Raw genomic sequence first — 22,894 nt, 5'->3', positions numbered from 1 at the left:
GGGTCAGTGCAATGGCACACCCTACTGCGAGCGCTGCCGACCCCGCAGCGGCGCATGTAGGGCCCGTGCCCCCAGGTCGGCGCGGTGCCGCACGAGGCGCAAGCCGCCTCGTCGAGGGCCGTCCACGGTCGACCGGCACCGCGGAAGAGAGAAGCCGATGACCGTCACCGCGACCTACACCCTCCCTGGCATGCGCGTCCGGGACCACGTCAGCGACGCTCCGCTGGACTGGTCCGATCCGGCGCGCGGCACCATCCAGATCTTCGCCCGGGAGATCGTCGACCCGGTACGTAACGGCGAGGACCTGCCGTGCCTGGTCTACCTGCAGGGCGGGCCCGGCGGAAAGGGCCCCCGCCCGCTCACCCGGTCCGGGTGGCTCGACCGGGCGCTGCGCGAGCACCGCGTCGTCCTCGTCGACCAGCGCGGCACCGGCCGCAGCACCCGCATCGACGGCCGCCGGATGAGCGCGTTCACCAGCGCCGAGCAGGCGGCCGCCTACCTCGCCTGCTTCCGGGCCGACTCGATCGTGGCCGACCACGAGCACCTGCGGAAGACCGTCTTCGGCGGCCGGCGCTGGTCCACCCTCGGGCAGTCGTACGGCGGCTTCCTCACCCTGACCTACCTGTCGAACGCCCCCGAAGGCCTGCACGCCTGCTACGTCACCGGTGGCCTGCCCGGTCTCGACCCGTCGGCGGCCGAGGTCTACCGGCGCACCTACCCCCGCGTCGAGGGCAAGAACCGGCAGTTCTTCCAGCGCTATCCGCACCAGGTCGCGCAGGTCGCCCGGATCGCCGACCGGCTGGCCGCAGGGGACGTCCGGCTGCCCGACGGCGACCTGCTCACCGTCCGCCGGTTCCAGACGCTCGGCCTGGACCTCGGCATGAAGCCCGGCAACGAGCGGCTGCACTGGCTGCTCGACGAGGCGTTCTCCGCCGACGAGCTGTCGACCACGTTCCTGCACGAGGTGCTGGCCCGCACGTCGTACAGCGACAACCCGCTCTTCGCAGCCCTGCACGAGAGCATCTACGCGCACGGGAACACCGCCACCGGCTGGGCGGCCCAGGCCGAACACGACAGGCACCCGCAGTTCGCCCAGGACGCCAGGCCCCTGCTCTTCACCGGCGAGATGATCTACCCCTGGATGTTCGAGGAGATCGCCGAGCTGCGCCCGTTCCGCGCCGCCGTCGAGCTGCTCGCCACCCGGGCCCAATGGCCGCCGCTCTACGACCCGGACCGGCTGGCCGCCAACGAGATCCCGGTCGCCGCCGCGGTCTACCACGACGACATGTACGTCGACGCCGGCCTGCAACTCGACACCGCGTCCCGCGTCGGCAACATCCGGACCTGGATCACCAACGAGTACGAGCACGACGGCGTCCGCGAGGACGAGCGGGTCTTCGCCCGGCTGACCCAGCTGGTCCGCGAGAGCGGCGGAGGCATTCCCGACCAGCGCGGCGCCGCGACCGCCCCGCACGACACCCGGCAGGAAGGAACCCCCGATGCGCACCGGTAGACCGCCGAAGCTCTCCGAGATCCCGGCGTTCACGCAGTACCTGGCGACGGGATGGGACGTACCCGACCGGACCCCACCGGTCGTCGCGGGCGCCGCCGAGGCCGCCGCCGCCCACCGGGCCCGGCTCGCCGAGGCGCTGCCCGGCCGGACCATCGTGCTGAGCGCGGGGGAGGCGCCCGTACGCAGCAACGACACGGCGTACGACTTCCGCCCGGACAGCGACTTCTACTGGACCACCGGCTGCGCGGTGGAGAACGCCACGGTGGTGCTCCGCGACGGCCACCCCACCCTCTACCTACCGCCGCCCGCCTACCCCGGCGACCCCCGATTCTTCTCCGACGCCCGCTACGGGGAGCTGTGGGTGGGGGCGGCGCCCGGCCTCGACGACTGGGCGCGGGCGCTTGGCGTCGAGGTCCGGCCGCTTGAGGAGCTCGCCGAGGACGTGACCCGCGACGACGAGGTCGCCCGCACCCTCGCCGAGCTGCGCATGTACAAGGACGAGTGGGAGATCGGCCAGCTCCGCGCGGCGGTGGACCGCACGGTCGAGGGCTTCGCCGCGGTGGTCCGCGAATTCCCCACCGCGATCGCGGGGCCGGGGGAGCGGTGGCTGCAGGGCACCTTCGACCGGTACGCCCGGGCGCACGGCAACGGACCCGGCTACGCCACCATCGTCGGCAGCGGGCCGCACGCGCCCACCCTGCACTGGGTGCGCGCCGACGGCCCGGTACTGCCGGACGAGCTGCTCCTGCTCGACATGGGCGTCGAGGTGAACAGCTACTACACCGCCGACGTCACCCGCACCTTCCCCGCCTCCGGACGGTTCTCGTCGGCCCAGCGGCAGGTGCACGACCTCGTCGAACGTGCCCACCGGGCCGGGCTGGCCGCGGTGGGCACCGGTCGCCGCTTCACCGAGTTCCACCACGCGGCGATGGAGGTGATCGCCCACGGGCTGGCCGACTGGGGACTGCTGCCGGTCTCCGTCGACGAGGCGCTCTCCGACACCGGGCAGCACCACCGGCGCTACCTGGTCTGCGGCATCGGCCACCACCTCGGGCTGGACGTGCACGACTGCACCCGCGCCGCCAAGGAGGCGTACCAGGACGCGGCCATGGCGCCCGGCATGGTGCTCACCGTCGAACCCGGCCTCTACTTCCACGCGCACGACACGACAGTGCCCCCGGAGCTGCGCGGCATCGGCGTGCGGATCGAGGACGACATCCTGGTCACCCCGGACGGCTCCGAGGTGCTGTCCCGCGCGCTTCCGCTCGACGCCGACGGCCTGGAGAAGTGGATGACCGCCGCCCAGACCGTGTGACACCCCCACCATCGACGCGTTCCCCCTACGACGCTGAGGAGAAACAGCATGACCACCCCCACCAAGCCGTGGCGCGGCGTACACGTCGCGACGGCGCTGCCCCTGCACGACGACCTCTCGGTCGACTACGACGCCTACGCCGAGCACGTCCGGTTCCTCGCCGCCGGCGGCTGCGACGGCGTGACCCCCAACGGCTCGCTCGGCGAGTACCAGACGCTGACCCCGCAGGAGCGGGCACGGGTCGTCGAGACGGCCGTCCAGGCCGCCCCGGCCGGATTCGGCGTCATGCCCGGCGTCGCCGCCTACGGCGCGATCGAGGCCCGCCGCTGGGCCGAGCAGGCCGCCACCGCCGGCGCCACCTCGGTGCTGCTGCTGCCGCCGAACGCGTACCGCGCCGACCACCGGGCGGTCGTCGAGCACTACCGGGAGGTCGCCCGCGCCGGCCTGCCGGTCGTCGCCTACAACAACCCGATCGACACCAAGGTGGACCTGACCCCCGCGCTGCTCGCCGAGCTGTTCCATGAGGGCCTGATCGTCGGCGTGAAGGAGTTCACCGGCGACGTCCGGCGGGCGTACGAGATCGGCGAGCTCGCACCCGGCCTGGACCTCCTGGTCGGCGCGGATGACGTGCTGCTCGAGCTGGGGGTCGCCGGCGCGGTCGGCTGGATCGCCGGCTACCCGAACGCCATCCCGGAGAGCACCGTGGAGCTCTACCGGCTGGTCACCTCGGACGACCCCGCCGACATCGCCAAGGCGGTGCCGATCTACCGGGACCTGCACCCGCTGCTGCGCTGGGACTCGAAGACCGAGTTCGTCCAGTCGATCAAGCTGTCGATGGACCTGGCCGGCCGCAAGGGCGGCGCCTGCCGGCCGCCGCGGCTGGCGCTGCCGGCCGAGGTGGCCGCCCGGATCACCGCCGACACCGAGGCCGTTCTCGCCAAGGGCTACAAGTGAGGTCCCGGCGCACCTTCCACGCCGTCGACTCGCACACCGAGGGCATGCCCACCCGGGTCGTCGTCGGTGGCATGGGCACGATCCCGGGCGCGACGATGGCCGAGCGTCGGCTGTGGTTCATGGAGAACAGCGACGACATCCGCACCCTGCTGATGTACGAACCCCGTGGCCACGCCGCGATGAGCGGCGCGATCCTGCAACCGCCGACCCGACCCGACGCCGACTACGGCGTGCTCTTCATCGAGGTCTCCGGCCTGCTGCCGATGTGCGGGCACGGCACCATCGGCGTGGCGACGGTGCTGGTCGAGACCGGGATGGTGCCCGTCGTCGAGCCGGTCACCACGATCCGGCTCGACACCCCGGCCGGGCTGGTCGTCGCGTCCGTGGCGGTACGCAACGGTGCGGCGGAGTCGGTCACCATCCAGAACGTCCCGTCGTTCGCGTACGCGCTGGACCGCAAGGTCGAGGTCCCGGGCTTCGGCACCGTCGAGTACGACATGGCCTTCGGCGGGAACTTCTACGCGATCGTCGACCTGGCGGCGCTGGGCCTGCCCTTCGACCGTTCCCGCGGCGACGACCTGCTCGCCGCAGGCCTGGCGATCATGGAGGCGGTCAACGAGCACGACCGGCCGGTGCACCCCGAGCGCGACGACATCAACGGCTGCCACCACGTCTACCTCAAGGCCCCCGGCTCGACCGCGCAGCTGTCGCGGCACGCCATGGCCATCCACCCCGGCTGGTTCGACAGGTCGCCCTGCGGCACCGGCACCAGCGCCCGGATGGCGCAGCTGCACGCGCGGGGCGAGCTGGCCGTCGGCGACGACTTCGTCAACGAGTCGTTCATCGGCACCCGGTTCACCGGGCGGCTGCTCGGCGACACCACTGTCGGGTCGCGGCCCGCGGTGCTGCCGTCGATCACCGGCCGGGCCTGGATCACCGCGACGTCGCAGCTGCACCTCGACCCCACCGACCCGTTCCCGGCGGGGTTCCTGCTGTGAGCCCGACGCCCGTGCCGGACCTGCCGGACATCGGCCCCAGGGAGAATCTCCGCGACCGGATCGGGAAGGCGCTCCGGGCGGCGATCATCTCCGGCAAGCTGGAGCCCGGCGTCGTCTACTCGGCTCCGGCACTGGGCGCGCAGCTCGGCGTCTCACCCACCCCGGTACGTGAGGCCATGCTCGACCTGGTGAAGGCGGGCCTGGTCGTCACGCACGCGAACAAGGGGTTCCGGGTCACCGAGATGTCCGAGCAGGACCTCGACGACCTCGCCGCGGTCCGGCTGCTCATCGAGCCGCCGACCGTGCGCGACGTCGTACCGGTGATCCCGAAGGAGGACTTCGGTGACCTGCGCGCCCTCGCGCAGGCCATCGTCGACGCGGTGGAGTGCGGCGACCTGGTCGGCTACATCGAGGCCGACCACGTCTTCCACCTGACCCTGCTCGGCTACAGCGGGAACCGCTTCCTGGTCGACGTCGTCTCCGACCTGCGGTCCCGGACCCGGCTGCTCGGCCTGACCCCGCTGCTCGAGAGCGGACGGCTGGGCCGCTCCGCCGCGGAGCACCACGAGCTGCTGGACCTCGTCGAAGCCCGCGACCCGTCCGGCGCCGAACTGCTGATGCGCCGCCACATCGGCCACGTACGGGGCCTCTGGGCCGGCGGTGTCGAGGAGACGCCGTGAGCGTGGACCTCGTGGTCGTCGGGGCGGGCGTGGTCGGTGCGGCCAGCGCGTACTTCGCCACGCTGGCCGGGCTGCGGGTGGTCGTCGTCGAGCGCGGTGCGATCGCCGGCGGCACCTCCAGCGCCGGCGAGGGCAACGTGCTGGTCTCCGACAAGGAGGCCGGCCCCGAACTCGACCTGGCCCTCTACTCGCAGCGGATCTGGCGCGAGGACCTCGCCGAACACGGCGACCTCTGGGAGTTCGAGTCCAAGGGCGGGCTCGTCGTCGCGGCCTCGGAGCAGGGCGTCGCATCCCTGCGCGCCCTCGCCGTGCACCAGCGCCGCGCCGGGGTCGAGGTCCGCGACGTCACCCGGTCCGAGCTGCCCGACTACGAACCCCACCTCGCCCCGCAGCTCGCCGGGGGCGCCTTCTACCCGCAGGACGCGCAGGTCCAGCCGATGCTGGTCGCCGCCCACCTGCTGCGGCTGGCGCGGGCCGGCGGCGCGCAGGTGCGTACCCGGACCGAGGTGACCGGGTTCCTGCGCGCCGGCGACCGGGTGACCGGGGTGCGGACCTCATCGGGCGACATCACCGCCGGCGCGGTGCTCAACGCCGCCGGCACCTGGGCCGGCGGCATCGCCGACCTCGCCGGGGTGCACGTGCCCGTACTGCCCCGGCGCGGGTTCATCCTGGTCACCCAGCCGCTGCCGGCCCGGACGATCCGGCACAAGGTCTACGCCGCCGAGTACGTCGGTGACGTGGCCAGCTCCGACGCGGCGCTGCAGACCTCTCCCGTGGTCGAGGGCACCGCCGGCGGCACCGTCCTCATCGGCGCGTCCCGGGAACGCGTCGGATTCGACCGGAGCATCTCCGTTCCCGCCATCGGCACGCTCGCCGCGAAGGCGATAGCGCTCTTCCCGATGCTCCGGGAGGTCCGGGCCATCCGCACCTACCTCGGCTTCCGCCCGTACTGCCCGGATCATCTTCCGGTCATCGGTGCGGACCCGCGCGCGCCCGGCCTCTGGCACGCCTGCGGTCACGAGGGCGCCGGCATCGGCCTCTCCGCCGGAACCGGGAAGCTGATCAGCCAGGCCCTCGTGGGGCAGCGGACGGACCTGGACCTCACGCCGTTCGCCCCGGACCGCTTTCCGCCGGCCGAGGAGGCACCCCGATGACCCACCATCTGAGCTTCCGCGGCGTCACCGTCGCGGCCGAGCCCGGCCAGAGCGTCGCCGCCGCCCTGATCGCCGCCGGCATCACGGACTGGCGCACCACCGGCAAGGGCGGCCGGCCGCGCGGATTGTTCTGCGGCATCGGTGTCTGTTTCGACTGCCTGATCACCGTCGACGGGATTCCCGACCAGCGCGCCTGCCTCGTCGCCGCCGCCGACGGCATGCGACTCGGCGACGCCGAACCGGGCGCGGACGTCGAGCCGGGCGCGGACTTCGAGGAGGCCGGTCGGACGGGAGGCGAGGATGTCGCACGTGCATGACGTGGCAGTGGTGGGCGCCGGCCCGGCCGGACTCGCCGCCGCGGTCGAAGCCGCCGAAGCGGGACTCGGCGTCCTGCTGATCGACACCGCCGGGCAGCCCGGCGGGCAGTACTGGCGGCACTACGACCGGATCCACGCCCGCCCCGAGGACCGGATCGGCCACCACGACTGGCCGGTCTTCACCCGGCTGCGCACCCGTCTGGACGAGCTGGCGGCGGAAGGCCGGATCCGGTACCTCCCCGGACACCAGGTGTGGCTCATCACCCGCGACGCCGAGGGCGCGTTCACTCTCCGGGTCACGGCCGCCACGTCCACGTCGGCCACCGCGGGTCGACGCTCCGGCGACGCGGACCCGACGACGCTCGCCGCGCACGCGCTGATCCTCTGCGCCGGCGGGTACGACCGGCAACTGCCCGTACCCGGTTGGGACCTGCCCGGCGTACTCACGGCGGGAGGTGCGCAGGCTCTGCTCAAGGGACACCGCACCCCGGCCGGACAGCGGGCGGTCGTCGCCGGCACCGGCCCGTTCCTGCTGCCCGTGGCGACCGGCCTGGCGCGGGCGGGGGTGCGCGTCGCGGCCGTCATCGAGGCCAACGCGACAGTGGGCTGGCTGCGCTCCCCGGCCGGCGCCGTCTCCGCGCCGGGCAAGGGCGTGGAGGCCCTGCGCTACGCCGCGTCGATGCTCCGGCACCGCATCCCGTACCGGACGAGGACCGTGATCCGTGAGGTGCTCGGGGACGGCCGGGTCGAGGCGGTCCGGGTCGCGCGGGTGGACGGCGACGGCCGCCCGACCGGACCGGACGAGGAGATCGCCGTCGACCTCGTGGCGCTCGGCTGGGGCTTCACGCCCTCGCTCGAACTGCCGCTCATGCTCGGCGCCGAGACGGCGCAGGACACCGACGGCTCACTCGTGGTGGCCGTCGACGACTCCCAGCGCAGCAGCGTCGACGGGCTCTACGTCGCCGGTGAGGCCACCGGGGTGGGCGGCGCGACGCTGGCCGTGCAGGAGGGGCGGCTCAGCGCGCTCGCCGTCGCCGCGGACCGCGGCCATCCGGCCGACCCGGCCCGGACGAGACGGCTGCGCGCCGCCGTCCGGCGGGCACGCCGCTTCGCCGCCGCCATGCACCGGACCTACCCGCTGCCCCGCGCCTGGCCGGACTGGCTCACGGAGACGACCCTCGTCTGCCGCTGCGAGGAGGTCCCCTACGCTGACCTGCGCCGGGCCCACCACGATCTCGGCGCGGAGGACGCGCGCACGCTGAAGATGCTGGCGCGACCGGGAATGGGCTGGTGCCAGGGGCGGGTCTGCGGTCTCGCCACCGCCGGTATCGCCGCCTGGCTGGGCGGACGCGAGACAGGTGTGGACGACCTGCGTCCGCTGGCCACCCGCAGCCTCGCCGTGCCGGTGCCCCTGGGCGAGCTCGCCGCACTGGCCGAGGAGACGACGCCCGCAGAGGCGCTGGATGAAGGAGGACGAAACGGTGACTGACGTGCTGAGCCGCGACCCGCGTACCGGCCGGTCGCGGGAACGCGTGGCGACCGAGTCGACGCCGCAGGAGGTGGATCGGGCGGTACGCGCCGCCGCGGCCGCCGGAGCCGCGCTGCGGGACCCGGTTCGGCGCGCGGACCTGCTCCGTACGGCCGCCGCGCTGCTCGAGAAGGGCGGCGAGGAGATCGTCGCGACCGCCGACGCGGAGTCGGCCCTCGGCCGGGTGCGGCTCACCGGTGAACTCGCCCGCACCTGCTACCAGCTCCGCGCGTTCGCGGACGTGGTGGAGACCGGCGCGTACCTGGACGTGATCATCGACCACGCCGACCCGTCGGCGGCGCCCGCGCCCCGTCCCGACCTGCGGCGTTACAAGGTGCCGCTCGGGGTGGTCGCGGTCTTCGCGGCGAGCAACTTCCCGCTGGCCTTCAGCGTGCCCGGCGGCGACACCGCGAGCGCCCTAGCCGCGGGCTGCCCGGTGGTGGTGAAGGCCCACCCGGACCATCCCGCCACCTCCGTCCTCTGTGGCCGGATCCTGCGGGCGGCGGCGGCCGAGGTCGGGCTGCCCGAGGACGTCGTCGCCGTGGTGCACGGCTTCGACGCCGGCCCGGAGCTCGTCCGCCACCCGCTGACGGCGGCGGTGGGGTTCACCGGCTCGGTGCGGGGCGGCCGCGCGCTCTTCGACATCGCCTCCTCCCGGCCCCGGCCGATCCCGTTCCACGGTGAGCTGGGCAGCCTCAACCCGGTGGTGGTCACCGAGCGGGCGGCCGAGACCCGGGCGGAGGAGGTCGGAGCGGGGCTCGCGGCCTCGTACACCCTGGGCATGGGCCAGTTCTGCGTGAAGCCGGGTCTCGTGCTGCTCCCCGAGGGGGCGGCGGGCGACGCCGTCGCCGAGGCGGTGGTGTCGGCGGCGGTCCCGTCCGGCCCGCTGCTCGACCCGCGCATGCGGGAGGCGTTCCTCGCCGGGGTTCGTGCCCGCGCGGGGCTGCCGGGGGTGTCGGAGCCGCTCGCGGCGGGCGAGGCCGGCGACGACGACACTCCGCTGGCCGTACGCCCGGGGGTGCTCTCCGTCGGGGCGTCGCGGCTGGCCGACGGTGGGCCGTACGAGCAGCTGCTGGAGGAGTGCTTCGGGCCGGTCACCGTGCTGGTCCGCTACGGCTCGACGGCCGAGCGGGACGCGCTGCTCAACGCCTTGCCGGGCAACCTGACGGCGACCGTTCAGCTGGGCGTCGACGAGCGGGACGGCGCGGCGGCGGAGCTGGTCGCCGGGTTGGGCGAGATCGCGGGGCGGGTCGTGGTGGACGGCTGGCCGACCGGGGTGACCGTCGCTCCCGCGATGCAGCACGGTGGGCCGTACCCGGCCGCCACGACCGGTTCGACCTCGGTGGGGAGCACCGCGATCGAGCGGTGGCTGCGCCCGGTCTGCTTCCAGAACGTGCCGGACTCGTTGCTCCCGCCGGAGCTGCGGGAGGCGAACCCGCTGCGCCTGCCCCGCCTGGTCGACGGCGTTCCGACGACCTGATCGCCCTCCTCGTCCGCGGTCGGTGCGGGACCACCGATCGCGGACGGTGGGTGACGCCGTCGTGACCACAGAGCTGCATTCGGCAACGCTGACGCTCGATAGTCGACACCGTTACGAGACCGTGACGGGTGTATTTCGAGAACAAGTGTTGACGCCCTCTTTGTGAGCGCTAACACTACGGCAGTGTCACCCGCGTTTCCGGCGAGTCCGGAGAGGAGAGACTGCTTGTGAGTAAACGATTTCTAGCCGTTCTCGGTGCGACGGTGTTGGCGTTGGGCCTCACGGCCTGCGGCGGTGAAGGAGCCGGAGGTGGCGGCGACACCAGCGGCAACAAGCCGGCCGATCTGACCATCGGCGTCGCCATGCCGACCCAGACGTCGGAGCGGTGGATCGCCGACGGCAACTCGGTCAAGGAGAAGCTGGAGGCCAAGGGCTACAAGGTCGATCTCCAGTACGCGGGAGACGACATCCCCACTCAGTCCCAGCAGGTCGACCAGATGATCACCCAGGGCGCCGACGTCCTGGTCATCGCGGCGATCGACGGCACCGCCCTCAGCAGCCAGCTGCAGGCGGCCGCGGACGCGAAGATCCCGGTCATCGCCTACGACCGGCTGATCCGCGACAGCCCGAACGTGAACTTCTACGTCAGCTTCGACAACTACAAGGTCGGCGTCGCCCAGGCCACCGCGCTGCTCGTCGGTCTCGGCCTGCAGAACAAGGACGGCTCGAAGGGCACCGCGAAGGGGCCGTTCGACATCGAGCTCTTCGCCGGCTCGCTCGACGACAACAACGCCCACTTCTTCTTCGACGGCGCCATGGACACGCTCAAGCCGTTCATCGACGACAAGTCGCTCCGGGTGAAGTCGGGCCAGACCACCATCGAGCAGGTGGCGATCCTGCGGTGGCAGCAGGAGACCGCGCAGCGGCGCATGGAGGACCTGCTCACGTCGAGCTACAACGACGGCACCCGGGTCCAGGGCGTGCTGTCGCCGTACGACGGCCTGTCCCGGGGCATCATCACCGCCCTGCAGAACGCCGGCTACGGCGCCAAGGGCGTCAAGATGCCCGTGGTGACCGGCCAGGACGCGGAGATCGCCTCGGTCAAGCTCATCAACGACGGCGTGCAGAACTCGACGATCTTCAAGGACACCCGGCTGCTGGCCGAGCAGGCCGTGGTCGCGGCCGAGGCGTTCCTTCAGGAGAAGGAGCCGCAGGCCAACGACACCAAGACGTACGACAACGGCGTCAAGGTCGTTCCGTCGAACCTCCTGCCGGTCCAGACCGTCTACAAGGACGACATCAAGCCCGTCCTGGTCGACTCCGGCTACTGGACGGCCGAAGAGGTCGCCAGCGGTCAGGCCAAGGGCTGACACGTCCGTCGGGCCCGGCGCCGGCCGCACCGCGCCGGGCCCGACGGGATCCCTGAACCCTCGTCCCTCTCGCCTGCGGTCCGTCGTGGCGGCAGGTACCGGAGCGCGGCCTATGTCGCGGCCCCCGATCGACAGGGTTCGTTCACGACAGGTACGACCAGGACGGTGACCATGTCCGACAACATCCTCGAGATGCGTCACATCACGAAGACCTTCCCCGGGGTGAAGGCCCTCCAGGACGTCTCGCTCGCCGTGCGGCGCGGGGAGATCCACGCCATCTGCGGGGAGAACGGCGCGGGGAAGTCCACCCTGATGAAGGTGCTCTCCGGCGTCCATCCCACCGGCTCGTACGACGGTGAGATCGTCTTCGACGGCAAGCCGGTGCACTTCCGCGGCATCAACGACAGCGAGGCCAACGGCATCGTCATCATCCACCAGGAGCTCGCCCTGGTGCCCTACCTGTCGGTCGCGGAGAACATCTTCCTCGGCAACGAACGCCGCGGCGCCGGCGGCCTGATCGACTGGAACCGGACCAACGCCGACGCGGCGGAGCTGCTGGCCTCCGTCGGGCTGCGGGAGAACCCGGTCACCCCGATCATCCAGCTCGGCGTCGGCAAGCAGCAGCTGGTGGAGATCGCCAAGGCGCTGTCGAAGCAGGTACGGCTGCTCATCCTCGACGAGCCGACCGCCGCGCTCAACGACATCGACTCCGCGCACCTGCTGGAGCTGCTCCGGCGCCTGCGCAGCGAGGGCGTCACCTGCATCATGATCTCCCACAAGCTCAACGAGATCACCGCGATCGCCGACTCCACGACGGTGATCCGCGACGGGCGGACCGTCGAGACGCTCGACATGAGCTCGGGCGAGGCGACCCAGGACCGCATCATCCGCGGCATGGTGGGCCGCGACCTCTCCAGCTTCTACCCGGATCGGGTCTCGGAACCGGGGGAGGAGGTCCTGCGCATCGAGGACTGGACCGTCCGGCACCCGACCCAGGACCGGCTGGTGGTCGACGGCGCCAACCTGAACGTCCGCGCGGGAGAGGTCGTCGGCATCGCCGGCCTCATGGGCGCCGGCCGCACCGAACTCGCGATGAGCGTCTTCGGCCGCTCGTACGGCCGTGGCGTCACCGGCCGGCTCCTCGTCCGCGGCAAGCAGGTCCGCGCCCGCAGCGTCGCCGAGGCCATCGAGAACGGAATCGCGTACGCCACCGAGGATCGCAAGCGCTTCGGGCTCAACCTCATCGACGACGTGCGGCGCAACATCTCCGCCGCCGCGCTCGGCAAGCTCGCCCGCCTCGGCTGGGTCAACGGCAACGAGGAGATCAAAGTCGCCGAGGACGGCCGGCGCGACATGAACATCAAGGCGCCGAGCGTCATGTCGGTGGTCGGCAAGCTCTCCGGCGGCAACCAACAGAAGGTCGTCCTGTCGAAGTGGCTCTTCACCGACCCGGACGTCCTCATCCTCGACGAGCCCACCCGCGGCATCGACGTCGGGGCGAAGTTCGAGATCTACACCATCATCAACCGGCTGGTCGCCGACGGCCGGGCCGTCATCCTCATCTCCAGCGAACTGCCCGAACTGCTCGGGATGTGCGACCGGATCTACACCCTCGCGGCCGGCCGGATCACCGGTGAGGTGCCGGTCGGCGAGGCCACCCAGGAGAACTTGATGGAGCTCATGACGAAGGACAGGGAAGTCGCCCGATGACCACCACCAAACCGTCGGCGACCCCGCAGCGCCCCTCGTCCGACGACACCCCCGCCGCCGCGCTGCACACCGGCACCAGCGATCCGCGGACGCTGATCCTGGGCAACCTGCGCCAGAGCGGCATCTACGTCGCCCTCGTCGTGATCGTCGCCCTCTTCGCGGTCCTCACCGACGGCGTCTCGCTGAGCCCCGGCAACATCACCAACATCGTGCTGCAGTACTCGTACATCCTGGTGCTCGCGATCGGCATGGTCATCGTGATCATCGGCGGTCACATCGACCTGTCGGTGGGGTCGGTGGTCGCGCTCACCGGCGCGGTCTCCGCCGTACTCGTCATCCGGCAGGGACAGCCGTGGTGGATCGGCGTCCTGGCCGCGCTGGCCGTCGGTATCGCGGTCGGCGCCTGGCACGGGTTCTGGGTGGCCTACGCGGGGATCCCGGCGTTCATCGTGACCCTGGCCGGCATGCTCCTGTTCCGGGGGCTCACCCTGCGGGTGCTCGACAACATCTCGCTCTCGCCGTTCCCGGCCGAGTACCAGCGCGTCGCGGCCGGCTTCCTCAACGGACTCATCGGCGGGCAGGGCTACGACGCCTTCACCCTGCTCATCGGCGCGGTGGCGGTGGCCGGCTACGCGGTCAGCGTCTTCCGGACCCGGCTCGCGCGCATCCGCTACCAGCAGCCCGTCGAGTCGTTCCCGCTCTTCGTGGCCCGCGTGCTGCTGGTCGGCGCGGTCATCATGTACTTCGCCTGGCAGTTGGCCCACGCCCGAGGACTCCCGATCGTGCTGATCATCCTCGCCGTGCTCGTGCTCGTCTACGGGCTGGTCACCCGACGTACCGTCTTCGGTCGGCGGGTCTACGCGATCGGTGGCAACCTCTCGGCCGCGACGTTGTCGGGGGTGAAGGTCCGCACCGTCAACTTCTGGATGTTCGTCAACATGGGCTTCCTCGCGGCGGTGGCGGGGGTCATCTACTCCTCCCGCTCCAACGGCGCCCAGCCGGCGGCCGGGAACATGTTCGAACTCGACGCGATCGCGGCCGCGTTCATCGGCGGCGCGGCGGTCACGGGCGGCGTGGGCACCGTCGTCGGCGCGATGGTCGGCGGCCTGATCATGGCCGTGATGAGCAACGGAATGCAGCTGATGGGCGTCGACCAGTCGACGCAGTCGGTGGTGAAGGGGCTCGTCCTGCTCGTCGCCGTCGCCTTCGACGTGTACAACAAGCGCCGGGCCGGACAGGCCCGCTGACCGACGATCCACGCCGGGCGACCCGGTGGTCGACCCGACGTCTCGCGCAGGCGATCCGTCGCGGAAAGCGGCCCGCGCCGACGTCAGGGAATCCGAGAGTCGATCACCGAGGTCGGCCGGTGTGGATCTCGTAAGTCCACTCCGGAGGGAGCGATGTTAGCGATAACATCGCTCCCTCCGCGTTAGCCGGACGCCTTCCCGGCACCCGCGACCGGCGGCCCCGCGGCCCGTCCGCGCCGCCGCGATCGACATTGCGCAGGCCGCCGCGTCGCAGCCGCCCGGTGGCACGGCGACGAGCGTACGGCGAACCGCCCTCCGGCGCTGCCGGCACCGCCGGGTCATCCCGGCGACTCGCGCCCCCGTGCCGCGGAAGCCCCCTCGCACCCGGTCGATCCCGGGTCCTCGCCGGCGCGCACACCGTGCGTTAACCCGTAGGCCCGGAACCGGAAACTGCTGGTAGGAGCACGGTTCACGCGATCCTCGAAGTCGACCGGACGGTGGAGCGTCACATCGTCGACAGAGCCGATTCGGTTGCGGTGCCAAGAGATCATCATGGCTGCGTCCGCTGTGGTGTCCCGCGGAGCACGTCGATCGAGGAGTGGGTGTCGTGAGTTCGAGCCTGGTGCTGGTCGTCATCGTGGCGTTGGTGGTGCTGCTGGTGGTCGTCGTGCTGGTCGCGACGGTGCGCGGTTACAACCGCCTGGTCCGCCTGCGAACGCAGGTGCAGGCCTCCTGGGCGCAGGTCGACGTGCAGCTCAAACGTCGGCACTCCCTGATCCCCAACCTGGTGGAGACGGTGCGGGGCTACGCGGCCCACGAACGGGAGACCCTCGACTCGGTGACCGCCGCCCGCGCCGCGGCCGCCGGCGCCCCCGGCGGCGCACCGGACCGGCTGGCCGCCGAGGCCGCCCTGACCCAGGCGCTGGGTCGACTGATCGCGATCACCGAGGCGTACCCGCAGCTGCGAGCCAGCGAGAACTTCACCGACCTGCAGCGGGAACTCGCCGGCACCGAAGACAAGATCGCCTACGCGCGGCAGTTCTACAACAGCGCCGTCCAGTCGCTGAACACCGCGGTGCAGACCGTGCCCACCAGCATCATCGCCGGGGTCGGCGGTTTCCGCGCCGAGCCGTACCTCGATGCCGTCGGCGAGGAGCGCGCCGACGTCTCCGTGCGCCTCTGAGCCCGCCCGATGACCGCCTACGACCTCGCCGTCGAACTCGGCCTGCCGGCGGCCTGCCTCGCCGCCTGGGCCGCCGCCTACTGCCTCGCCCGGCTGTCGAACCGCCCGGCCGGCGTCCCGGCGGCCGCCGCCGCGATGGAGCTACCCGGGCAGGAGCCGCCCGCGGTGGTCAGCCTCCTGACCAACCAGTGGCAGGTCACCGTCGACGCCGCCGAGTCCACTCTGCTCGACCTCGCCGCGCGCGGATACGTCGAGCTGCGGCCGGCCGACGCCGACCCGCAGCACACGACGGTCCACCTGACCGGCCGGTCGCCCGAGCACCTCACCCGGTATGAGCGCCTGGTCCACGACCGGGTCACCGAGCGCGCGGTCGACGGCGTGGTCCCGCTTACCGCGTTGAGCTTCGCCGACGCGGGGCGCGCCGCCTCCTGGTCGAAGCGGATGCGCCGGTACGTGATCGCCGACGCCCGACGACTCGGGCTCTCCCGCCGACGGTTCTCGAAGGTTCTGGTCACCGTGCTCAGCGTGCTCGGCGTGGTGGCCGCCGCGGGGGTCGCCGCCGGCGTCTGGCACCTCGTCCGTCGCACCGGCGACGACCAGTTCGGCAGCGTCGCCGCGTTCGTCGTCACGGCGGCGGTGCTCGTCGGCGTCGCCGGCCGGGACCTCGGCGAACGGGACACCCCGGCCGGGCGAGAGGCCGCCACCCGCTGGCTCGGGTTGCGCGCCTGGCTCGCCGACCACGAGTCGTTCGCCGAGCTGCCTCCCGCCGCGGTGGCGGTCTGGGACCGGTACCTCTCCTACGGCGCAGCCCTCGGCGTCACCCGGGTCGCCTCGCGGGTGATCCATCTCGGCGTGGCCGACCGCACTCGGCTCTGGTCGTCGTACGGCGGCGGCTGGCGCCAGGTGCCGGTCACCTACCCGGCGGGCATGCCCCGCTACGGTCAGGCCCTGGGCTGGATCGTCTTCCGGGCGGTCCTCGCCGGCATGATCGGCTGGACCCTCACGAGGATCGTCGGCGTGGCACTGCTCGACTCGGCCTCCGGCTCCGCCGCGTCGGCGGGCCCCGGGGCGCGGTGGACGTCGATCGACCCCGTCACGCTCGGCGTCATCACGCTCGGCCTGCTGCTGCTCGGCTACGCCGCCTACCTCGTCGTCCGGGTGGTGATCGATCTGGTCGCACCCGCCGACGTCACCGGTGAGGTGCTCTGGCACCAGGTCTGGCAGGTGCACTCCTCCGACAGTGACAGCAGCTCCACCCCGGTCAACCACTACCTCGTCGTCGACGACGGCCACGCCGACCAGCTGCGCGCCTGGGTCCTGCCGCAGGAGATCGCGGGCGAATGCCGGCTCGGCGACGTCGTCACCGTACGCGTCCGCCCCTGGACCCGCCGCGTCATCCGGGTCGCCGTGCAGCGGCCGGCACCCGAGATCGCCGAGCCGTACGACGACGCGGACGGCGAGGAGACCGGGTCCGCCGGGGCGGCCCCGGGTGGTCTCCATCCGGAGCGCCTGCTCAGCGCGGCGGAGGTCGGCGCCGCGCTCGGGATGCGGGTGTCGCTCGTCCGTCCCGAATCCGCCGCCGAGGCGCGGTGGGGCGCCCGGTTCGTCGACGGCCGGGGCTCGACCGTGCTCGTCGTCAACGTCGTGGCGGGCGGCAGGATGGCGCGGGCCGCGCTGCTGCTGAGCCGCAGCGTCGGCCAGGCGCTGCCCGGCGTCGGCGACGAGGCCTACGCCGCACGGGATCGGGTCGTTGGTCGGCGCGGCGACGTGGTCCTGCTCGTCCTGCACCCGCAGGAGGCGCCGGGCGGCGGCGCGGCGCTCGCCGGCCTGCTGGCGACCGCGCTGTCGCGTCTCCCGGCGGACGTGGCCGCTCCTCGGCCTTGAGCGGCTGACCCGGTGACCGCCGGCTGTGGACCGACGTTACCGCGACGCGGCCGGCCCCGCTCGGGCCGGCCGCGTCCCTCGTCCGCGATCAGTCGACGACCGGCGGAGCGGTCTTCGCCACCTTCGCCAACTCGGCCGCCGCGCCGGCGTACGGGTTGTAGGTGTACGTCCGGGACAGCCCGGCCGGGATGGTGAAGTACTCGACGGACAACTTCGCCGGGTCGCTGGCCAGCTCACCGCGGGCGGGCAGGTCGTTGCCGTCGTCCCAGCCCCACGGCGCGTTCGCCGAGTTCGCCGAGCAGCTCCAGGTGCCGGAGCCGCAGTCACCGGAGGTGTCACCGGCGAACGTGCCGAGCCCGGCGAAGAGGGTCGAGTCGGCCCGCTGCGCCCAGAGCCCGTCGGCGGCGAAGATGTCGATCAGCTTGTACCGCACGTCACGGTCGTTGCCGTCGCTCGGCGTCTCGGCGACGGTGGACGGGTAGTAGACCAGGCCGTCGCCGTTGATCGTGTACTGCGGGTACGCCTTCAGGCCGTGGCCCTGCGCCTCCTGCGCCGTCACCGGGTGCTGGAAGGAGTCGTGCGGCGACGCCTGGAACTGGAGCGTGCCGTCGACGGTCTCCCGGCCGCCGCTCCACGTGCTGCCCGTCGGCGTGTACGAGTAGAAGTCGCTGTGCGCGACGGTGACCGCGCCACGCAGGGCGCCGTAGGTGGAGCCGTCCCGCTCGACCGCGAGCAGTACACCCTCGCCGTCGTTCTCGTGCTCGGTCTCGAAGAACGGGTGGTCCGTCCAGTCCCGAGGGTGGAAGAAGAGGTACGTGAGGTACCAGTGGGTGCTGGTCTCCACCACCGAGTAGTACGCGTGCGCGGCGAGCGAGGTGCCGGCCTGGCCCGTCCGGTCCCAGTTGTTGCGACCGTTCAGGTCGCCGTCGAAGTCGACCTTGGCGATGTAGTCGGACTGACCGCCCAGCGCGTGGGCCCCGGTGGCGTCGACGTCCTGGTAGTGGATGGGGGCCCAGCGTAGGGCGAGCTCGGCCCGGCTGACGGCGGCGCTCGCCGGTGCGGGCGCTGCGAGCTGCGCCGCCGCCAGTGTCGCGGCGGCGCCCGCCGCCGTCAACGCCCGTACCATCCTGGACCGTCGACCTCTGCTGATCCTGTCGCGCATGTTCCGCTCCCGCGTCCGAACGAATAGATCATCGTGGATTATTCTGGGATCGGAGGCTGGACGGGTGTCCGCCGAGCGAAGATCAGATAGAGGAATCTCGACGGCTGAACGTTCCGCTACTCGCAAACCGTGCCGTCGCCGTCGCGGTCCTGGTACCAGTGGTACTCCGGATCCACCCCACGACGGTAGGGACCATAACCGGCCGCCTTCGCCTTGGCGCAGGTGGAGAAGCGCGGGTCGGTGTCGTCCCCGTCGCCGTTGTCACCGCCACCCGGGTCACCTCCGGCCGGCTCCCCGTCGTCGCCTCGGGCGCCCTCCGACTCGCAGGCAACGCCGTCGCCGTCGCGGTCGAGACCGGCGCGATAGCCCGGCTCTCCCGCCAGCAGCGGATCCCTGCCCGCGGCGCGCACGGCGTCGCAGTTGCGGTAGTGGACGGCGGTCGGCGCGGCCTTGCTCGGCGCCACCTTCGACGGCGACGGCTTCGCCGACGTGGCGGCCGTGGCGGGCGAGGTCGACGGCTCGGAGGGTGTCGGTGCGGCTGCGGCTGCGGCCCGGGCCGGTTCCGTGCCGGAGCTGGCGGTAGCGCTCGAGTCGGGTTCGGGTGAGTCTCCGGCGATGAACCCGCCCAGCGCACCGCCGCAGCAGAGCAGCAAGATGACCATCACGCTGATCAGAAAGGACTGCACGGCGGTCGACTGCCGCTTCCACCACGAGGGCGTGGCAGCGGCGGAGTGGTTCGCGGTGGGGTCGGACGGTGGTGGGTATGGTGCCTCGCCGCGCCGAGGGTCAGGAGGAGGATGATCAGTCACGACGGGCAGCATGGGTGATCCTGGCCAGGACACGTGTCCGGTACGAGACAGGCGCCCGAGAGGCTGACCGCTCGGACGAAGCGCCTGATCCGGACGACGACGCGAGCCGTCCTGTCGGATCCCTTCGGTAGCCTCACGGAGCAGTCCGATGGTCAGCGAACGGGGGTACGCGGTGCTCGACGTCTCCGACAGACTCGTCGACGAACTCCTGCCACCGGTCGCCGCCGCGATGCGGGCGCTCGGGGGCCTGATCCCGTCGGGCCCCGCGGCGCGGCTCGGGCGGTTGGGCACACCTGACGAGGCGCGACAGGAGAGGCGATCCACCCTCGGGCGCGCCGGCCACGGCCGGGTGGCGGTCCGATCGTTGCAAGCTCCCGTCGCCGCGCAGCGCAAATCGGCCGCGCCGGTCGGGCTGCGCCGCCTGGGCACGTTGAACCCTCAGGAGCTGCCCCGAGTGGCCCAGCGCCCCGACCCGACGCCGGCGGAACCAGCGACGACGGCCGCGCTACGCGGCCTGGGGCCGCTGCTCCCCGAACGACTGCTCGGCGCGTTGGAGCTGACCGTGGCCGGCGCGGAAGCAGCCGACGTGCCGGGCCTCGCGACGTACCTGCCGCCGCCACCCGCCGGCGGTCGCTTCGGGTTCGCCTCGACCGGCCAGGAGAGTGAGCCACTGACCGCGGCGCTGCTGGTGGAGGGGCTGCGACCCGGCCTCGCCGACCTGGTGCTCGCGCTGACCCGGCGGCTCGCGGCGCACCCGTCCGTCGCCCCGCTCCTGGCGGAGATGTCGGACGCCGGTGACGAGCCCGCCATCGCGGCGCAGCACGGCAAGACGCACCTGGCTCTCGCCGTGGCGGTGGCGCACACCGTCGTCGGCCCGGCGCAGGTGCCGCCCGTCGTCGACCGGGCCGCGGCCGTCGTGGGCATCGGGATCGGTGCGGCGGCCGTCGTGCTGCGGGAGACGCCGACGCCGCCCACGTACGCCCCGGCGCTGCTGGAGAAGGTCCGAGCCGAGTACCTGCTGCCCCGGCAGTCGTACGGCTCGGTGCCGGTGTCGGGCCACCGGTTCGGGTTGGTCGAGGGCGCGTTCCCCGACGCCGCCGACCTCCCCGACAACGCGCTGGTCACCGTGGTCGACGGCGGCGCGGTGATCCGGACCGGCCGGGCTGACGGCGCGGTGCGGGTCCACCTCACGGTGCTGGCCGAGGCGCCGCCCGAGGTGGCGGCCGGTTGGGAGGAGGTCGTCGAGGTCAGCTGGCGCGCGGCCGAAGGGCTCGCGTCGGTGCTCGGCCCCGACGGCACGAGCGAGCCGCAGCTACGCGCCCAGACCCCGCCCTGGCCCGGCGACTACCGCCTACGGGTGCACGCGCGCGGCCGCGCCGAGACCGAGGACCCGGACGCGGAGACGTACGAGCTGATGGTCTGGGCGGCCCCCGCCGCCGCGGAGGTCGTCCATCGGCGCGCCGACCGGCCGGGAGACCGCGTGCCGGGCGAGACCGCGCCGGTGCGCGCGCCCCGGCCGGAGCAGGCGTACCGGTGGATCCGCCGCAGCTCCCTGTCGGAGGCGGCGACCGTCACCGTGACGACCGGCGCCACCGTCGAGGAGGTGCTGAACGCCTTCGGCGCCGACCCGAAGCGGCCGGAGCCGATCCCTTCGATCGAGGAGGACCTGTTCGCCGGGGACGCGAACTTCCCCTGGGTCACGGTGCTCGACGCCGGGCCGGCGATCCTGGCCGTCGAGTTCAACGGCTTCCGCGGTTCGCGGGGACCGGTCCTGCGGCGCGCCTCCGCTGGTGGTCGGGCGGCCAGCATGTTCTGGAACGCCCACGCGCTCACCCGGCTCTCCTTCGCGGAGCACGGGCGACTGCTCGCCGCGTTCGAGCCCGGGACGGTCGGTGACCTCGACCCGAAGGTCGCCGCCGAGCCGGCGATCGCGGCGGCGCTCGCCGGGCTCGACCTCGACGACCACGTCGACCGCAGACAGAAGGGTCTGGTCGCGGTGGAGCGGTTCACCGGACACGGCATCACGGCGGCCGACCTCGACCGCATCACGGCGGCCGGGATCGGCTACCGGATCGTCCCCTAGCTCTGAGGCTGCCCGAGGTCGCCGACACCTCGGCGGATTGCAGACGGAGGAGGCCATGGCCCTGCGGTTCGAGCATCGGGGCACCGAGATCGACGTGAACCTCGTCGACCGCGTGTGGCGCACCCGCTCCGACGCGGAGGAGACGATGACGTCCACAGCACGCACCTGCTGGCATCTGATCCTCTCGCGGGCGCAGGGACGCTTCCTCGCCGGCCTACGCGGACCGGAGACGAGGGCGAGCACGGCACCGGTCCCGCCGGGCACCGAGTTCCTCGGGATCCGGTTCGCGTTCGGCGCGGTTCTTCGGCCGCATCCCGCCGCCGCGATCGTCGACGGGTACGTGCCGTTCCCGGTGACCGAATCAGGCAGGATCGTCATCGGCGGCGAGAGCTGGGAAGCGCCGACGTTCGACAACGTCGAGCACTTCGTCCGGCGGCTGCAGGACGCGGCTCTGCTGGTGCGATCGCCGCTCGGGAATGAGGGGCAGGTCGCCGCGCAGCCCGAAGCCAACCCGACCGAGCGCACCCTGCAACGCCGCTACCGAGCGGTCACCGGGCTGTCGCAGACCGCCGTTCGGCAGATCGACCGCGCGAACGCCGCAGCCACGATGCTGCGCGACGGCCTCGACTGGCGTGGAGTCGTCGAGACGTTGGGGTACTTCGACCAGGCCCACCTCGGGCACGCGCTGCGTCGCTACGTCGGGCGCACCGCACGCGAGCTGCGGGCGGGCCACCTCGCCCCGATGTCGTTCCTGTACAAGACGCACCCCGGGCCCGGCAGCTAACGTCCGTCTGCCGGCCGACCCCGGCCGGCTCTCCGCGACCCGAGTTCAGAGGACACCATGCTGCTCAGCGTCAACATCTTCGTGAGTCTCGACGGCGTCGTGCAAGGACCGGGCGCGCCCGACGAGGACCGCTCCGGCGGCTTCGACCGCGGCGGGTGGCTCGTTCCGTACGCCTCGACGCACACCAACGAGGTCGTCGAGAGCTGGTTCCGCGCGGCCGACGCGTTCCTCTTCGGCCGAACCAGCTACGGCCTGCTCGGCGGGTACTGGCCGAAGGTCACCGAACCCGACAACCTGATCTCCACCAAGCTCAACACGCTGCCGAAGTATGTCGTCAGCTCCACGCTGACCGACGACGAAGCCGACTGGAGCCCGACGACGGTCCTGCGCGGTGACCCGGCCGACGAGGTACGCCGCCTCAAGGAGCTTCCCGGCAGGGAACTCCAGGTGCACGGGAGCTGGAAGCTCGTGCAGACGCTGCATCAGGCGGGGCTCGTCGACGTCTACCGGCTGCTCCAGTACCCGGTCGTCGTCGGCACGGGCAAGCGCCTCTTCCCGGACGGATCGACGCCCACGACGTTCGCGACCGTCGAGGAGAGCACACGGGTACTGCCCGGCGGCGTCGTCTCGCTGACCCTCGACCCCAGGAGCTTCGGCGCGATCTCCGCGGGCGCGTACACGGTGGACGAGGGGCGCTCGACGACGGTCCTCGACTGACGTCGG

At 72.5% G+C, this 22,894-nt stretch carries 19 protein-coding genes; 17 read left to right on the top strand and 2 right to left on the bottom strand.

What is annotated here, in order from left to right; all coding sequences use genetic code 11:
• Positions 1-157 precede the first annotated feature (157 nt).
• The 14 genes from D7044_RS02640 to D7044_RS02575 all read left to right on the top strand — a co-directional run bounded on the left by D7044_RS02640 (position 158) and on the right by D7044_RS02575 (position 17,333).
• Positions 158-1,513, top strand: a complete 1,356-nt coding sequence (locus D7044_RS02640) for an alpha/beta fold hydrolase (protein ID WP_120687837.1) — start codon at positions 158-160, stop codon at positions 1,511-1,513.
• A complete protein-coding gene (locus D7044_RS02635) occupies positions 1,500-2,828 on the top strand; it encodes an aminopeptidase P family protein (RefSeq protein WP_120687836.1) in 1,329 nt (442 codons plus the stop codon). The genes D7044_RS02640 and D7044_RS02635 overlap by 14 nt, the downstream gene beginning before the upstream one ends.
• A 48-nt stretch (positions 2,829-2,876) precedes the next feature.
• Complete coding sequence (locus tag D7044_RS02630) at positions 2,877-3,782, top strand: dihydrodipicolinate synthase family protein (RefSeq protein WP_120687835.1); 906 nt, start codon at positions 2,877-2,879, stop codon at positions 3,780-3,782.
• Complete coding sequence (locus tag D7044_RS02625; RefSeq protein WP_120687834.1) at positions 3,779-4,780, top strand: proline racemase family protein; 1,002 nt, start codon at positions 3,779-3,781, stop codon at positions 4,778-4,780. The genes D7044_RS02630 and D7044_RS02625 overlap by 4 nt, the downstream gene beginning before the upstream one ends.
• Positions 4,777-5,460: a GntR family transcriptional regulator gene (locus D7044_RS02620; RefSeq protein WP_120675991.1), complete on the top strand. Its 684-nt coding sequence runs from the start codon at positions 4,777-4,779 to the stop codon at positions 5,458-5,460. Before D7044_RS02625 ends, D7044_RS02620 begins: the two co-directional genes overlap by 4 nt.
• Positions 5,457-6,614, top strand: coding sequence for an NAD(P)/FAD-dependent oxidoreductase (locus D7044_RS02615; RefSeq protein WP_120687833.1), 1,158 nt, complete (start codon positions 5,457-5,459; stop codon positions 6,612-6,614). The genes D7044_RS02620 and D7044_RS02615 overlap by 4 nt, the downstream gene beginning before the upstream one ends.
• Positions 6,611-6,931 (top strand): (2Fe-2S)-binding protein, encoded by a 321-nt coding sequence (locus tag D7044_RS02610; RefSeq protein WP_199716416.1) that lies wholly within the window; start codon positions 6,611-6,613, stop codon positions 6,929-6,931. Before D7044_RS02615 ends, D7044_RS02610 begins: the two co-directional genes overlap by 4 nt.
• Positions 6,915-8,420: an FAD/NAD(P)-dependent oxidoreductase gene (locus D7044_RS33215; protein ID WP_120687832.1), complete on the top strand. Its 1,506-nt coding sequence runs from the start codon at positions 6,915-6,917 to the stop codon at positions 8,418-8,420. Before D7044_RS02610 ends, D7044_RS33215 begins: the two co-directional genes overlap by 17 nt.
• Complete coding sequence (locus D7044_RS02600; RefSeq protein WP_233564842.1) at positions 8,413-9,939, top strand: aldehyde dehydrogenase (NADP(+)); 1,527 nt, start codon at positions 8,413-8,415, stop codon at positions 9,937-9,939. The genes D7044_RS33215 and D7044_RS02600 overlap by 8 nt, the downstream gene beginning before the upstream one ends.
• Positions 9,940-10,166: 227 nt before the next feature.
• On the top strand, positions 10,167-11,309 hold the full coding sequence (gene chvE, locus D7044_RS02595; protein WP_120687830.1) for a multiple monosaccharide ABC transporter substrate-binding protein: 1,143 nt from the start codon (positions 10,167-10,169) through the stop codon (positions 11,307-11,309).
• A 171-nt stretch (positions 11,310-11,480) separates the two neighbouring features.
• A complete protein-coding gene (mmsA, locus tag D7044_RS02590; protein ID WP_120687829.1) occupies positions 11,481-13,019 on the top strand; it encodes a multiple monosaccharide ABC transporter ATP-binding protein in 1,539 nt (512 codons plus the stop codon).
• Complete coding sequence (gene mmsB / locus D7044_RS02585; RefSeq protein ID WP_120676002.1) at positions 13,016-14,266, top strand: multiple monosaccharide ABC transporter permease; 1,251 nt, start codon at positions 13,016-13,018, stop codon at positions 14,264-14,266. The genes mmsA and mmsB overlap by 4 nt, the downstream gene beginning before the upstream one ends.
• Before the next feature lie 607 nt (positions 14,267-14,873).
• Entirely contained in the window at positions 14,874-15,449 is a 576-nt protein-coding gene (locus D7044_RS02580) for a LemA family protein (RefSeq protein WP_233564841.1), read from the top strand.
• A gap of 9 nt (positions 15,450-15,458) precedes the next feature.
• A complete protein-coding gene (locus D7044_RS02575; RefSeq protein ID WP_120687828.1) occupies positions 15,459-17,333 on the top strand; it encodes a DUF2207 family protein in 1,875 nt (624 codons plus the stop codon).
• Between the two features lie 88 nt (positions 17,334-17,421).
• On the opposite strand, the gene D7044_RS02570 is transcribed toward D7044_RS02575, so the two are convergent.
• A complete protein-coding gene (locus D7044_RS02570; protein ID WP_120676006.1) occupies positions 17,422-18,495 on the bottom strand; it encodes a hypothetical protein in 1,074 nt (357 codons plus the stop codon).
• A gap of 116 nt (positions 18,496-18,611) precedes the next feature.
• The gene (locus D7044_RS02565) at positions 18,612-19,157 is read right to left on the bottom strand and encodes an excalibur calcium-binding domain-containing protein (RefSeq protein WP_233564840.1); all 546 of its coding nucleotides are present in this window, start codon (positions 19,155-19,157) and stop codon (positions 18,612-18,614) included.
• 295 nt (positions 19,158-19,452) lie between these two features.
• Here D7044_RS02565 and D7044_RS02560 point away from each other — a divergent pair, with 295 nt between their 5' ends.
• From D7044_RS02560 to D7044_RS02550, 3 genes are read left to right on the top strand one after another with little or no spacing between them, the layout of a single operon-like run.
• Positions 19,453-21,387 (top strand): DUF6461 domain-containing protein, encoded by a 1,935-nt coding sequence (locus tag D7044_RS02560; RefSeq protein ID WP_120687826.1) that lies wholly within the window; start codon positions 19,453-19,455, stop codon positions 21,385-21,387.
• 55 nt (positions 21,388-21,442) lie between these two features.
• The gene (locus D7044_RS02555; protein WP_120687825.1) at positions 21,443-22,171 is read left to right on the top strand and encodes an AraC family transcriptional regulator; all 729 of its coding nucleotides are present in this window, start codon (positions 21,443-21,445) and stop codon (positions 22,169-22,171) included.
• A 57-nt stretch (positions 22,172-22,228) separates the two neighbouring features.
• Positions 22,229-22,888, top strand: a complete 660-nt coding sequence (locus D7044_RS02550) for a dihydrofolate reductase family protein (RefSeq protein ID WP_120687824.1) — start codon at positions 22,229-22,231, stop codon at positions 22,886-22,888.
• Positions 22,889-22,894: the final 6 nt, after the last annotated feature.

This window comes from Micromonospora musae (genome assembly GCF_003626635.1).
Taxonomy (GTDB): Bacteria; Actinomycetota; Actinomycetes; order Mycobacteriales; family Micromonosporaceae; genus Micromonospora; species Micromonospora musae.
Note: the sequence above shows the minus strand (reverse complement) of the source record. Positions and strands in the feature narration are given on the sequence as shown.